This is a genomic window from Pseudoalteromonas sp. APC 3250, from assembly GCF_030407915.1.
Taxonomy (GTDB): Bacteria; Pseudomonadota; Gammaproteobacteria; order Enterobacterales; family Alteromonadaceae; genus Pseudoalteromonas; species Pseudoalteromonas tetraodonis.
Window position 1 is genome coordinate 16,660 of the sequence record NZ_JASDCM010000022.1, and the last position, 13,732, is coordinate 30,391.

11 protein-coding genes are annotated in these 13,732 nt (G+C 41.0%); 6 read left to right on the plus strand and 5 right to left on the minus strand.

Going from position 1 to position 13,732, the window contains the following annotated elements:
- Nucleotides 1-46 precede the first annotated feature (46 nt).
- The 5 genes from QL986_RS16960 to ftsY all read right to left on the minus strand — a co-directional run bounded on the left by QL986_RS16960 (nucleotide 47) and on the right by ftsY (nucleotide 7,017).
- Nucleotides 47-1,918: a methyl-accepting chemotaxis protein gene (locus tag QL986_RS16960; protein ID WP_290191739.1), complete on the minus strand. Its 1,872-nt coding sequence runs from the start codon at nucleotides 1,916-1,918 to the stop codon at nucleotides 47-49.
- 327 nt (nucleotides 1,919-2,245) lie between these two features.
- Nucleotides 2,246-3,109: an RNA polymerase sigma factor RpoH gene (gene rpoH, locus QL986_RS16965; protein WP_013465954.1), complete on the minus strand. Its 864-nt coding sequence runs from the start codon at nucleotides 3,107-3,109 to the stop codon at nucleotides 2,246-2,248.
- A gap of 242 nt (nucleotides 3,110-3,351) precedes the next feature.
- Nucleotides 3,352-4,338 (minus strand): permease-like cell division protein FtsX, encoded by a 987-nt coding sequence (ftsX, locus tag QL986_RS16970; protein WP_028835596.1) that lies wholly within the window; start codon nucleotides 4,336-4,338, stop codon nucleotides 3,352-3,354.
- Nucleotides 4,335-5,012 carry a cell division ATP-binding protein FtsE gene (gene ftsE, locus QL986_RS16975; RefSeq protein ID WP_013465956.1) on the minus strand — a complete coding sequence of 226 codons (678 nt, stop codon included), beginning with the start codon at nucleotides 5,010-5,012 and terminating at the stop codon, nucleotides 4,335-4,337. Before ftsE ends, ftsX begins: the two co-directional genes overlap by 4 nt.
- Nucleotides 5,013-5,097: 85 nt before the next feature.
- Nucleotides 5,098-7,017, minus strand: coding sequence for a signal recognition particle-docking protein FtsY (ftsY, locus tag QL986_RS16980; protein WP_290191740.1), 1,920 nt, complete (start codon nucleotides 7,015-7,017; stop codon nucleotides 5,098-5,100).
- A 204-nt stretch (nucleotides 7,018-7,221) separates the two neighbouring features.
- Here ftsY and rsmD point away from each other — a divergent pair, with 204 nt between their 5' ends.
- From rsmD to prmA, 6 genes are all read left to right on the plus strand, one after another.
- Nucleotides 7,222-7,827, plus strand: a complete 606-nt coding sequence (gene rsmD / locus QL986_RS16985; RefSeq protein WP_013465959.1) for a 16S rRNA (guanine(966)-N(2))-methyltransferase RsmD — start codon at nucleotides 7,222-7,224, stop codon at nucleotides 7,825-7,827.
- 145 nt (nucleotides 7,828-7,972) lie between these two features.
- Complete coding sequence (rpsU, locus tag QL986_RS16990) at nucleotides 7,973-8,188, plus strand: 30S ribosomal protein S21 (RefSeq protein WP_002957797.1); 216 nt, start codon at nucleotides 7,973-7,975, stop codon at nucleotides 8,186-8,188.
- A 19-nt stretch (nucleotides 8,189-8,207) separates the two neighbouring features.
- On the plus strand, nucleotides 8,208-8,654 hold the full coding sequence (locus QL986_RS16995) for a GatB/YqeY domain-containing protein (protein ID WP_016899740.1): 447 nt from the start codon (nucleotides 8,208-8,210) through the stop codon (nucleotides 8,652-8,654).
- Nucleotides 8,655-8,820: 166 nt separating this feature from the next.
- Nucleotides 8,821-10,572, plus strand: a complete 1,752-nt coding sequence (gene dnaG / locus QL986_RS17000; RefSeq protein ID WP_058155287.1) for a DNA primase — start codon at nucleotides 8,821-8,823, stop codon at nucleotides 10,570-10,572.
- A gap of 124 nt (nucleotides 10,573-10,696) precedes the next feature.
- On the plus strand, nucleotides 10,697-12,541 hold the full coding sequence (gene rpoD, locus QL986_RS17005) for an RNA polymerase sigma factor RpoD (protein WP_028835594.1): 1,845 nt from the start codon (nucleotides 10,697-10,699) through the stop codon (nucleotides 12,539-12,541).
- A 71-nt stretch (nucleotides 12,542-12,612) separates the two neighbouring features.
- On the plus strand, nucleotides 12,613-13,494 hold the full coding sequence (prmA, locus tag QL986_RS17010) for a 50S ribosomal protein L11 methyltransferase (RefSeq protein ID WP_008114871.1): 882 nt from the start codon (nucleotides 12,613-12,615) through the stop codon (nucleotides 13,492-13,494).
- Nucleotides 13,495-13,732: the final 238 nt, after the last annotated feature.

The window sequence follows — 13,732 nt, forward strand, 5'->3', positions numbered from 1 at the left end:
CCCCCTTACCCCGTCAGTTAATTTAACTCACTTAAACACATTATATTTATAAAATAAACGTCGCTACTTTGGCATTTAAATCTGTAGCTCTGTCTTTTAATACTTCAGCTTGGCTTAAATGCGCAGTTGCTGAGGTAGTAATTTCATCGGTTACATCTTTAATGGCGACCGTATTTCTAGTAATTTCATTAGTCACTTGCGTTTGCTCTTCTGCTGCAACCGCTATTTGACCCGCCATATCAGAAATTTCATTCACTGCTAATGTGATTTCCTCTAGTGCATGAGCTGCTGCATTAACATCATCCACACTATTGTTAGCATACCCCTTACTGCTGTCCATCAAGCTCACTGCTTTTTTGGTCGTATTTTGTAAGGTTTCTATGGTGGTGTAAATTTCTGCTGTGGAGTTTTGCGTTCTTCTTGATAGTACACGCACCTCATCGGCAACCACTGCAAAGCCACGCCCTTGTTCACCAGCACGGGCAGCCTCTATTGCGGCATTGAGTGCTAAGAGATTTGTTTGCTCAGCAATTTCTTGAATGGTAGTCAAAATACTCGATATAGCCTGAGCATGTAAGCTTAGTTCGCCAATGACGGTGGTTGTTTGGTCTATTTCACCCGCAAGTGAATTAATCGTATTTCTGGTTTTATCAACTAACAGTTTACCTTCACGACTACTTTGCGCTGACTGCTGTGATGCCGTCGCGGTATTTTCGGCATTAGCAGCAATCTCATGGGTTGCACTTGCCATCTCTGTGACCGCAGTGGCAACCATCGCCACTTCTTGCTGCTGACGCTGCAACTCACTGACACTGTTTTGATTGGTGGTTAAGCTTTTCTCTGCATCAAAATCTAAATCAGTAGCTAACTGGCGAATATGGCTTATAAGCTCATGCTGGCTGCTTACAAAGCGATTAAAACTATCAGCCAGTACCCCAACTTCATCTTGTGTATCAACACTAATACGCTGGGTCAAATCACCGTTACCATCAGCAATTGTTGATAACGCTTGAGATACTCGGCTTAACGGCGCAAGCAACACACTTAATAACCATGAAATAGCCAACACGCTCAATAAAAGTGCCACACTGACTAATACGAGTTGAGTTACTAATAAACTAATTAGCGGTGCCTCTAAGGTTTCTTTATCCAGTACAAATAGCAACTGCCAATCGGTATTATTTATATTTTCACCCCAAACAAGCTTCTCTCGGCCTTCATCTTTAAAATAAAGGGGAGTAAATTCACCGTTTTGACTATTAGATAAAATGAATTGGTGATTTATTTTCGAGTCAATATGCGTAATATTTGCCATTACTTTTTTAGTGTCTTTATAGGCAATCACAGTGCCATCTTGATGCATCATGATGGCATACCCATTTGCCGGTAAAGACATAGTATTAACATCATTAACTAAAGACTCAATCGATAAATCACCCGCTACCACGCCACTTTGTGTTGTTCTAGCAATAGAAACAACCAACTGATTAAACGCAGTATCTAAATAAGGTTTGGTAATTACGGTGCCATTTTTCAGCTGTGCTTGTTTATACCATGGACGAGTGCGCGGGTCGTAGCCGGTTCGATCAATACTTGGATCAGAGTCAGTCATTTTCCCGATACTATCTCCAAAGTAAGTTAATTGAAAACCACCCGACACTTTGGCTTGCTGTAATGCGCTGAGCGTATTGTCCTCAACCTTACTCGCAACTGACTCTATGATCTGCTGACGACTAGCTAGCCAATCTTCAATACTCGCAGCTTGTTGCTTACCAGACTGACTTACATTATCAATACTGCTTTTTAACAGTAACGCTTTTTGAGAGGTGTAGCTATTCCACGATAGCAATACAATAATAACGGCTAGGGCAAGAACCACCGATAGCAAGATCTTTTTCTTTAGTGAATATGAGTTCATATTGAGTGTAAATACTCGCGTTAAATGAAATTGAAAGGCAATAAGCACAGCAATTAATAATTTAATTTAGGCTACGGTTTGAACGACAAGTCGCTCAGGTGCGCGAATATTTTCATATACCCAAATTAAAAACAAACTAAAATCATGTATTTAAATTAAAACCAAACTTATTCATTAACTTTAACTAGGGTATATTTAATTAAAAGATATACAGATGTGACTAGAGGTAAGCAAAATAAGAAAAAAGATACTTTTTGTTAACCTCTTTTTTTAACTAAAAAAAAGCCCCGCATTTTCATGCAGGGCTTTATAACTTTTTAAGTACGATTAACTCATCGCGCTTTGTAATTTTTTCATTGCTGTTTTTTCCAGCTGGCGAACACGCTCTGCTGATACGCTGTATTTTTCAGCCAACTCTTGCAGTGTTGCTTTATCATCTGACAACCAGCGTGCGCTAACGATATCTTGAGAACGCTCATCGAGGGTTTTCAAAGCGCTAAATAATCGCGTATGCGACTGCTCTTGCCATTGTTGCTGCTCAATATCATCGGCTAAGTCAGCAGAACCATCCGTTAAGTATTGCACTGGTGAGTAAGTACTGGTTGGCGCATCGTCGTTATCGTCGCCCGTTAAATCAAAGCCCATGTCTTGGCCGCTCATACGCGATTCCATTTCACGCACTTCTTTTTCACTCACACCTAGCTCGCTCGCTACTGTGCTAACTTCAGCTTGATTAAACCAGCCTAAACGTTTTTTGTTTTTACGAAGATTAAAAAACAGTTTACGTTGCGCTTTGGTTGTCGCAACTTTTACGATACGCCAGTTTTTAAGCACAAACTCATGAATTTCGGCTTTGATCCAATGAACCGCAAATGAAACCAAACGTACACCCACTGATGGGTCAAAACGTTTTACTGCCTTCATCAGTCCAATGTTACCCTCTTGAATTAAATCAGCTTGTGGTAACCCGTAACCCGAGTAGCTTTTAGCTATGTGCGCTACAAAGCGCAAATGCGACATAATGAGTTGCTTTGCAGCACTAAGATCGCCTTCTTCCTGAAGTTTTTTTGCAAGTTCCTGCTCTTGCTCAACTTTAAGCATAGGAATAGTACTAACAGCTTGAAGATAGCCATCCATACTTGCGCTTTGTTGCCCAACTGTAAGTGCCATTGCGTATAAATCTTTACTCATTTTTCACCTCGGTGATAAACATTTGAAACCATCTTAGCACTCTTTTAGTAAGAGTGCTAACTTGAATTTAAAACTTTTTTGAATCATAAATCAAGTGGTTTTTTTAGTGTTAAGTCAGTCTACACTAGGCGACTGAATAACCTATGAATTGGTTTAGCCAAAGCAAAGATTAATCTTTTTGCTTTGGCTTTTTTATAATTTTAAACTTAAAACATGACAGTTTTAAGAATTATATTAGGGCCCTAAACCTTATCGGGTTCTATTTCTGAGATGTAACGGTTAACCGATAAGTAAGAACCAATAAAGCCTAAGCTAGTGGCCAACAATACCAACGCGCCAAATTCATTAAGGCTAAGCCCTATTAGCGTAAAGCTGGTTTGATATACCCCTGCAACACTGCTTACCGCAGCAGATAGCCACCACATCATTAATGCTACGCAAATAAAAGCAAACAACCCGCCAATCACGCCATACCAAATGCCAGTCCATAAAAAGGGGGCATGAATAAAGGTATTAGTTGCCCCTACGAGCTTCATTACCTGTATTTCTTCTTTTTTATCCATAATAGATAAACGAATTGTGTTGCCTATAATAAGCGTCACTGAGGTAAGTAATAATAGCGCAATCGTAATTACACTTTCTTTTAACAAACTGAGTAATGCATTTAAACGTTCAAGCCAAGCAATATCAAGCTTACCAAAATCAACTTCGCGTTCACCTTCAAGTTTTTTAAGCAATAGCTTAGCCGCATTAGGTTGGCTATGTCGCTGGGTTGGTGTAACTAAAACCACATTCGGTAATGGGTTACTATCTAGGTATTCTAAAGCTTGACCAAACCCAGACATTTCTTTGAATTCATCCAAAGCCTCAGTGCGAGAAATAAAAGTCACACTTTGTATTTCAGGATATAGCGCTAAGCGTTTAACTAAAGTTTGTGTTTCTTGCTCGCTCATATCCTCTTTTACAAACAAGGATATTTCGCTGGCTTGCTCAAAACCACTGCTCACTTGCTGCACATTTTTAACCACTAAGTATAACGTCGCGGGCAAGGTTAAACTCAAACCCAGAACAGCAATAGTCATCATAGAGGCTAATGGCGTGCGCCACATTTCTCCTAGGCTGTACACACCTTGGCGAAAAATATTAATAATGAAAAAGTAACCGCCAGAGAATACGGATTTTTTTTGTTTATCATTACTATTTTGACGGCTTTTGAACAGTAAACTCATAATACACCCTCAGCCAGTGGATCTTGGCTCATCCGCCCATCATGAAGCGTTAAGCTACGATACTTCATTCGTGATACTAACCCCAAGTCATGGGTGGCAATTAAAACCGTGGTGCCATGCTTATTAAAATCTTCGAACAGGCGTAATATTTCCATCGATAACTCAGGATCAAGGTTACCGGTAGGTTCATCAGCTAATAGTATAGGAGGAGAATTAACAATGGCTCGTGCAATCCCTACACGTTGCTGCTCACCGCCAGAGAGTGTGGAGGGATGACAGCGTACTTTATCTAACAAGCCCACTTTATCGAGCGCGCCATGCACACGCTTGGCAATTTGCTTGTGGTGAGTCCCTTCAATAATTAAGGGCAAAGCAACGTTATCGAACACCGTATATCGTTCTAATAGACGATGATTTTGAAAAATAATACCAATGTCGCGGCGTGCATACGGAATTTGTCGTGAATTTAACTTATTTAAATCCACGCCATTGATAAACACATTACCCGCAGAGGGGCGTTCCATCAAGCTAATAAGCTTTAAAAGTGTACTTTTACCGGCACCACTGTGGCCCGTTAAAAAAGCCAGTTCGCCTGGTTTTATATGAAAACTCACTTTTTCAAGCGCGCGATGCCCACCGGCATAGGTTTTACTTACTTGCTGAAAATTTATCATTTTTTATTATGCCAACCTCATTAAACGTCCTAACGCAATTGGTATTCCTTGCAATTAAAAAGGGAGCAGGCTCCCTTTTGGTAAATTAAACGTCGTCCTCATCTTGGCTAAATAGCGCGTCAATAAAGTCATCGCTCTTGAAGGTGCGTAAATCATCAATACTTTCACCTACACCAATGTAACGAATAGGAATATTAAACTTATCAGCAACGGCAAAAATAACCCCGCCTTTAGCGGTGCCATCAAGCTTTGATAGTGTGATACCCGTTAAACCTACACATTGGTTAAATAAGTTTACTTGGCTAATAGCATTTTGGCCTGTGCCAGCATCAATTGTCAGCATCACTTCATGCGGTGCATCTGGGTCTACTTTTTTCATCACACGGGCTATTTTTTCAAGCTCTTGCATTAAGTTATCTTTATTTTGCAAGCGCCCTGCTGTATCGGCAATTAACACATCAACATTACGCGCTTTAGCGGCTTGAAAGGCATCAAATACCACTGAGGCGCTATCAGCACCAGTGTGCTGAGCTATAACAGGAATACTATTACGCTCACCCCAAACTTGAAGCTGCTCTACTGCTGCGGCTCTAAATGTATCACCGGCAGCAAGCATTACCGATTTACCTTGGTTTTGAAATTGTTTCGCCATTTTACCAATGGTGGTGGTTTTACCTACGCCGTTTACACCTACCATAAGGATAACGAAAGGTTTTTTGTCTGCTGGTATTTCTAAAGGCTGCTCTGCTGTTTTCAGCATAGTTGCCATTTCTTGCTTCATTAATTCATAAAGCGCATCACCATCTTTAAGCTGCTTGCGATCAGCGGCGTCGGTCAGGCTATCGATTAGCTTCATGGTGGTATCAACACCAAGATCGGCAGTGAGTAACTGAGTCTCTAATTCTTCAAATAACTCATCGTCAATTTTTTTACCGCTGAAAATTGAGGCAAAGCCAGAACCAATATTAACGCGTGTTTTCAGTAAGCCTTTTTTGAGGCGAGAGAAAAAACCTTCTTTTTTAGGTTTTTCCGCTTTTATAGCTTCTTCCTTTGCAAGCTCTGCGGTCAGTCGCTCTTGCTCTAGGCGTTCAGACTCCTCTTCAGCAGCCAGACGCTCTTGTTCTAAACGCTCGTTCTTAGCTTGATCTGCTGCAATACGCTGTTGTTCTAAACGTTCGTTCTCAGCTTGTTCTGCTGCAATGCGCTGTTGTTCTAAACGCTCATTCTCAGCTTGCTCTGCTGCAATGCGCTGTTGTTCTAAACGCTCGTTCTCAGCTTGCTCTGCTGCAATACGCTGTTGTTCTAAACGTTCGTTCTCAGCTTGTTCTGCTGCAATGCGCTGTTGTTCTAAACGCTCATTCTCAGCTTGCTCTGCTGCAATGCGCTGTTGTTCTAAACGCTCGTTCTCAGCTTGCTCTGCTGCAATACGCTGTTGTTCTAAACGCTCGTTCTCAGCTTGTTCTGCTGCAATACGCTGTTGTTCTAAACGCTCGTTCTCAGCTTTTTCTGCTGCAATGCGCTCTTGCTCTAACTGCATTTGCGCTTCTTGTTCTGCTAAACGTTTGGCTTGCTCTTGTCTTTGCTGCTCTGCATCTGCCTGCTGTTTAGCTAATAGCTCTGCGTTAGCGTGTTCAATCGCTTGTTTTTCTTCTGCCGCTGCGCGCTGTGCTTGCGCCTGTTTCTCTTGCTTTAAACGCTCGGCCTCTGCTTCAGCTTGTAAACGCTCTGCCTCAGCTTGCTCTGCAGCTAAACGTTCTTGCTCGGCTTTTTCTGCCTGCTCTTGTGCTAAACGATCTTGTTCAGCTGCAATTCGAGCTTGTTCTATACGCTCGGCTTCTGCTTCAGCCTGTAAACGCTCTGCCTCAGCTTGCTCTGCAGCTAAACGTTCTTGCTCGGCTTTTTCTGCCTGCTCTTTTGCTAATGCTTGTTGTTTATCAGCTTCTGCTTGTTTTTTATCTGACTTGCCAAAACCGAGCCACGACATGAATTTACTTTTTTTTGCCATACTTGCTAATAACCACTTATAAAAATCTGATAAACTAACGATAATGATAGCGTGCTTTTAAGCCTAAATAATTGCTTTTAGCAACACGTTATCCTCGAGGGTGCATAATAGTAACACTTTTAGCGCAGTTGAAAAATGACACGCCGTGATATGATTGCAATATTATCTGAGCTAGATCATAGATACCAATTTTTAGTGAGTTAAATGAGAAAAAAAACCACACAAAATAACACCACTCATAAATCAGCTGATGGGGTTATTAGAATCATTAGCGGCCAATTTCGCGGTCGAAAACTGCCAGTAAAAGATGTTCAAGGTCTGCGTCCTACAACCGACCGAATTAAAGAAACGGTGTTTAATTGGTTGATGCACGATACCCGCGATGCGCACACTCTCGATTGCTTTGCCGGTTCCGGTGGATTGGGATTTGAAGCATTGTCGCGTTTTGCAAAACACACCACATTCATAGAGCTTGATTCACAAGCAGCAAAACAATTAGAGCAAAACATTGCGACGCTTGATGCACAAAACGCGCAAGTCGTTAATACCAATACACTGACGTTTTTAGAGAGAAAAAACACCAGTGACACATTTAATTTGGTTTTTATTGACCCGCCATTTCGCAAAAATTTAGCTCAATCATGCTGTGATTTATTGGAAAATAATCAATGGCTCGACCCCGAAGCATTGATATATGTTGAAGTAGAAACTGAGCTAACCTCGTTTAAAGCACCAAATAACTGGTTGTTAATTAAAGAGAAAAAGGCAGGTCAGGTTTTTTGTAGGCTGTACCAACGCCATATAAATTAACACTGTTTTAGCTGCTGTGTTTCTGTTAATATTATCCTTTACATGTGGTGTTGCTTCGGATTACAATACCGCACCATTTTTGAACCACTTGATCAATGTTTGATCAACTTGAGCAACGCTCATAATTTAGGTAGGTGAATTTTTAATGCCAGTAATTAAAGTAAGAGAGAACGAACCGTTTGACGTAGCACTTCGTCGCTTCAAGCGTTCATGTGAAAAAGCAGGTATCCTTTCAGAAGTTCGTCGTCGCGAGCACTATGAAAAACCAACAGCTGAGCGTAAGCGTAAAAAAGCAGCTGCTGTTAAACGTCACATGAAAAAACTTTCTCGTGATAACGCTCGTCGCGTTAAATTATACTAATATATTAGGTCTTGTATAAATGAGCCTTTTAATAACGCTAAAAGATGCGCAAAAAGATGCGATGAGAGCCAAAGACAAACAACGTCTTAACCCTATTCGTATGGTACTTGCTGCAATCAAGCAACGTGAAATTGACGAGCAAATAACACTAGACGACGCAGGTATTACCTCCGTTATAGTGAAGCTTGTTAAACAACGTCGCGACTCTTACACTCAGTACAAAGATGCTGGGCGTGATGATTTAGCTGATATTGAAGCCAATGAAATTACAGCACTTGAAGCTTTTTTACCTCAACAATTGAGTGAAGAAGAAATTATTGCTCTCATTGACGCGGCTATTGCTGATACTAACGCAGCAGGTATGCAAGACATGGGTAAAGTAATGGGTATAATCAAAAGCAAAGCCGAAGGTCGTGCCGATATGGGCAAAATCTCAGGTTTAATTAAGCAACGATTAACTGCCTAATACCCCCACATACATTTAGTATGATTGAAGTAAACCGAGCCTTGAGCTCGGTTTCTTCGTTTAGATATTTAGTACTTCAAAAAATTATGCATTTGTGTTCAAATCTTTGCGTATTATAATTCGTTTTCATCACTTTTCTATTTATCTTAGGGCTGTACTTTAAACAATGGCTGGAAAGATCCCACGCAACTTTATCGATGATTTATTGGCACGAACCGATATTGTCGACCTGATTGACTCAAAGGTAGGGTTGAAAAAAGCGGGCAAAGACTATCAAGCTTGCTGTCCTTTTCATAATGAGAAGTCGCCTTCATTTACCGTATCGCAAGATAAACAGTTTTATCATTGCTTTGGCTGTGGCGCTAACGGCAATGCTATTTCTTTTGTAATGGAGTATGACAAACTCGAGTTTGTTGATGCAATTGAGGAACTAGCCAGTTTACTTAACCTTGATGTTCCTCGCGAACAAGGGAGCAGTAATGGACCAGAGCGCACAGCGGCACAAAAACGTTCAGACTATGATCTAATGCTGCATGCAGCACGCTTTTATCAACATCAGTTAAAACATCACAGTAACTCTGAAGCGGTAATCGATTACGTTAAAGGTCGCGGCTTAAGCGGTGCAACCGTTAAAAAGTTTATGATAGGTTATGCGCCCAGCGAATGGGAAGGGCTCTGCCAACAACTTGGGCGAAACCAAGAACAAAAAGAACAATTAGTTGAGCTTAAACTCGCATCTGAGAAAACCCCAGGCAAACAGTTCGACTTTTTCCGTGATCGCTTAATGTTTCCAATTCGTGATAAACGCGGCCGCGTTATTGCTTTTGGTGGGCGAGTAATGCAAGCCGATCAAGGGCCTAAATATTTAAACTCTCCGGAGACGCGCATATTTCATAAGGGCTTTGAACTCTATGGGCTTTATGAAGCTAAACAAGCACACAAGAAGCTTGACCATGTACTGATTGTTGAAGGCTACATGGACGTAGTAGCGCTGGCAGAACAAGGTATTGAATATGCCGTAGCAGCCCTTGGTACAGCGACAACCAGCGAGCACATGCACACTTTATTTAGAACCACAGATAAAGTTATTTGTTGTTACGATGGTGACCGTGCAGGTAAAGATGCTGCGTGGCGCGCACTCGAAAATGCGTTGCCTTACTTAAACGATGGCAAAGCACTGCATTTTGTATTTTTACCCGATGGTGAAGACCCTGATTCACTCGTACAACAAGAAGGTAAAGCAGCTTTTGAGCAACGCCTTGAAAACGCAGATGACTTCACTAAAGTGCTGTTTAATAAACTAAGTAAAGAGATTGATTTAACACTAGATTCCGGTAAGGCTAAGTTACTCAGTGCGGCACTGCCCCTGATTGAAAAGATCCCAAGTGAGTTTTACCAAGAAAATATCCTAGAGCAACTTGGGCGATTGATTGGCCGCACCCGTGAGCAACTCAATAATCACTTAAAAACGCCAAAACAGCAGCAAGCAATTGAACGAAAATTTAAAATTACACCCATGCGCCAAGCAATAGGGATTTTAATTCAGCACCCTAACTTGGCTAAAAGTGTGCCCTATTTACCCGATTTAGCTCAAATGAATATTGCGGGTATTGGCTTATTATTGCGACTACAACATCAAGCATTACAAAAAGATGGCATTACCACCGCACAAATTCTTGAATCATTTCGGGACACCGATGACTACGAGCCATTAACTAAGTTAGCGACATGGCAACATCAAATAAATGAAGAGCGTTTAGAGACTGTTTTCCAAAATACTTTCAAATTTATTGAAGATCAGTGTTTAAATTATCGACTAGAGACCCTATTAATAAAAGACAAGACACAGGGCCTAAATAGCGACGAACGACTAGAATGTCATTTACTAATGACAGCGTTAAAAGCAACGAACAGCTAGTCAGATTTGATTTAGGCTGTTATACTGTGCTATTCACTGCGTCACATTATTCTGGTTAGCCTTTGAGCAAACTCCATGATGGCGCCTGTTGTATCAACTTATCAGAGTGGAAGAAACAATCTCTATGGATCCAACTCCTCAGTCACAATTAAAACTTCTGATTCAAAAAGGTAAAGAGCAAGGTTATTTAACTTTTGCAGAAGTTAATGATCACCTTCCACAAGATATTATCGACTCAGATCAAGTAGAAGATATCATTAGCATGATTAATGACATGGGTATCAAGGTTAGCGAAAACGCGCCTGATGCCGATGAATTAATGATGCAAGAAACCACGACAGACGAAGACGCAGCGGAAGCTGCCGCTGCAGCCCTTGCTACTGTAGAAAAAGAAATTGGCCGTACAACTGACCCTGTTCGCATGTATATGCGTGAAATGGGTACTGTTGAACTTCTTACCCGTGAAGGCGAAATTGTTATCGCTAAGCGTATTGAAGAAGGCATTAACCAAGTTCAAATTTCGGTTGCTGAATACCCAGAAGCGATCACTTACCTACTTGAACAGTGGGATAAGTTTGAAGCAGAAGAGATGCGTCTTAGCGATATTATCTCTGGCTTTTTCGATCCTGATGCAGAAGAAGCACCACCTATTGCTGCCACCAACATTGGTTCTGAATTAAGTGAAAAACAACTTGATGACAGCGACGATGATGACGATGACAGCGATGATGAAGACGAAGAAGAAGTAGATACAGGTCCAGATCCTGAAGAAGCGCGCATCCATTTCGAAAATTTACGTGATTTATACACCAAAGCACGTGAAACATTCGATAAGAAAGGTCGCTCTCATCCAGAGTCTCAAGCCGCTATTTTAGAAATCGGTGAGCTGTTCAGAACCTTTAAACTCGTACCTAAACAGTTTGATCGCATGGTTAATAACATGCGTGAAATGATGGACAGAGTTCGCGTTCAAGAACGTCTTATCATGAAGCATGCAGTTCAAGTTTCAAAGCTGCCAAAGAAAACCTTTGTTAAGCATTTTGCAAACAACGAAACTGACACAGCATGGCTTGATATTGAAATTGCAGCAAACGAAAAGCATTCAGCTAAACTTGAAGAAGTGAAGCCTGAAATACTTCGTTGTATTAGCAAACTTACTTCAATGGAAGAAAGCACTGGCTTAAGCATTGAACGTATTAAAGATATAAACCGTCGCATGAGTATTGGTGAAGCGAAAGCGCGCCGTGCTAAAAAAGAGATGGTAGAAGCAAACTTACGTCTTGTAATTTCAATCGCTAAAAAATACACCAACCGTGGTTTACAGTTCTTAGATTTAATCCAAGAAGGTAACATTGGTCTGATGAAAGCGGTTGATAAGTTTGAATACCGTCGTGGTTATAAGTTTTCAACTTATGCTACGTGGTGGATCCGTCAAGCAATTACGCGCTCTATTGCTGACCAAGCAAGAACAATCCGTATTCCAGTACATATGATTGAAACGATCAATAAATTGAACCGTATTTCACGTCAAATGTTACAAGAAATGGGTCGTGAGCCAAATCCAGAAGAATTAGCTGAACGCATGATGATGCCTGAGGATAAAATCCGTAAGGTACTTAAGATTGCAAAAGAGCCAATTTCAATGGAAACACCTATTGGTGATGATGAAGATTCGCACTTAGGCGACTTCATCGAAGATACCACTATTGATTCGCCAATCGATTCGGCAACAATGGAGTCTCTTCGTGGCGCAACTAACGACGTGCTTGCTGGCTTAACAGCCCGTGAAGCGAAAGTACTACGTATGCGTTTTGGTATTGATATGAATACCGACCACACGTTAGAAGAAGTAGGTAAACAGTTTGACGTAACACGTGAACGTATTCGTCAAATTGAGGCGAAGGCACTGCGTAAATTACGTCACCCTTCTCGCTCTGATTTACTGAAAAGCTTTTTAGACGCTAAATAATCTAGCGTTACATTATAAGTTAATTTAAAAGGCCGCTGTAGCGGCCTTTTTTCTATTTCAAGGAAATAAACATGGCTTGGATCCAAATCCGTATCAATGCCAATGCTGCAACCGCTGATGCAGTAAGTGACCTATTAATGGAAGCAGGCAGTGCTTCTGTTACTTTTATTGATGCTAAAGACACGCCTATCTATGAGCCTAAAATTGGCACTGTTGTATTTTGGGCTGACACCACAGTAATTGGCTTGTTCGAAGCTAATCACGATATGAACGCAGTGGTTGCGTTATTAAAACGCCATGATGAGCTAAAAGACAATTTAGTTTACAAAATTGAGCAACTCGAAGATAAAGACTGGGAACGTGAGTGGATGGATAATTTTCACCCTATTCAATTTGGCGAAAAACTCTGGATTTGTCCTAGCTGGCGCGACATTCCAGACCCAGACGCAGTCAATGTACTACTTGATCCAGGTCTTGCTTTTGGTACTGGCACACACGCCACCACGGCACTGTGTTTAAAATGGTTAGAAAGCCAAGACTTAACTGGTAAAACCGTGGTCGATTTTGGCTGTGGCTCAGGCATATTAGGCATTGCAGCAATAAAATTGGGTGCTGAGCGCATGATAGGGATAGACATTGACCCACAAGCGCTGGAAGCAAGCCTAGATAACGCTAATCGCAATGGTGTTGCTGACAAGCTTGAAGTGTACCTGCCAGAAAATCAACCTGAGTTTACTGCTGACATTGTAGTGGCAAATATTTTAGCGCAACCACTGCGTGAGCTTCATAGTGTTATTTTAGGCTTATTAAAGCCAGGCGGTAAAATTGCGATGTCGGGAATTTTAGAAGAACAAGCACAATCGGTTGCTGACATATACGCGCCCTTTATTGAGCTCGATGAAATTGCCATTGAAGGCGATTGGACCCGAGTAAGTGGCATTAAAAAAGCGTAATAGTGCGTTATTAAAAAATTTAGAGTATTAACTCAAAAGTCGTATCTAAAGCCTGTATTTAACAGGCTTTACTATTTTTTTACATAATAAAAAATAAAGATTTTTTATTATAAAAGTAACAGCCGTTCAAAATTCACACAAATAAACCGCTTCGTCATACGGTTATCAAATGTCAATACGAAAAGAGCAAAAAAAAGTCACTTTTGTTCAATTTATAGCCTTTGATTTTTGCGTAAAA

Coding starts and splice junctions, on each gene's coding strand:
- QL986_RS16960 (WP_290191739.1), bottom strand. CDS start 1,918: ATGAACTCATATTCACTAAAGAAAAAGATCTTGCTATCGGTGGTTCTT.
- rpoH (WP_013465954.1), bottom strand. CDS start 3,109: ATGAGTAAAGATTTATACGCAATGGCACTTACAGTTGGGCAACAAAGC.
- ftsY (WP_290191740.1), bottom strand. CDS start 7,017: ATGGCAAAAAAAAGTAAATTCATGTCGTGGCTCGGTTTTGGCAAGTCA.
- rsmD (WP_013465959.1), top strand. CDS start 7,222: ATGAGAAAAAAAACCACACAAAATAACACCACTCATAAATCAGCTGAT.
- ftsX (WP_028835596.1), bottom strand. CDS start 4,338: ATGAGTTTACTGTTCAAAAGCCGTCAAAATAGTAATGATAAACAAAAA.
- rpoD (WP_028835594.1), top strand. CDS start 10,697: ATGGATCCAACTCCTCAGTCACAATTAAAACTTCTGATTCAAAAAGGT.
- dnaG (WP_058155287.1), top strand. CDS start 8,821: ATGGCTGGAAAGATCCCACGCAACTTTATCGATGATTTATTGGCACGA.
- ftsE (WP_013465956.1), bottom strand. CDS start 5,012: ATGATAAATTTTCAGCAAGTAAGTAAAACCTATGCCGGTGGGCATCGC.
- prmA (WP_008114871.1), top strand. CDS start 12,613: ATGGCTTGGATCCAAATCCGTATCAATGCCAATGCTGCAACCGCTGAT.
- rpsU (WP_002957797.1), top strand. CDS start 7,973: ATGCCAGTAATTAAAGTAAGAGAGAACGAACCGTTTGACGTAGCACTT.
- QL986_RS16995 (WP_016899740.1), top strand. CDS start 8,208: ATGAGCCTTTTAATAACGCTAAAAGATGCGCAAAAAGATGCGATGAGA.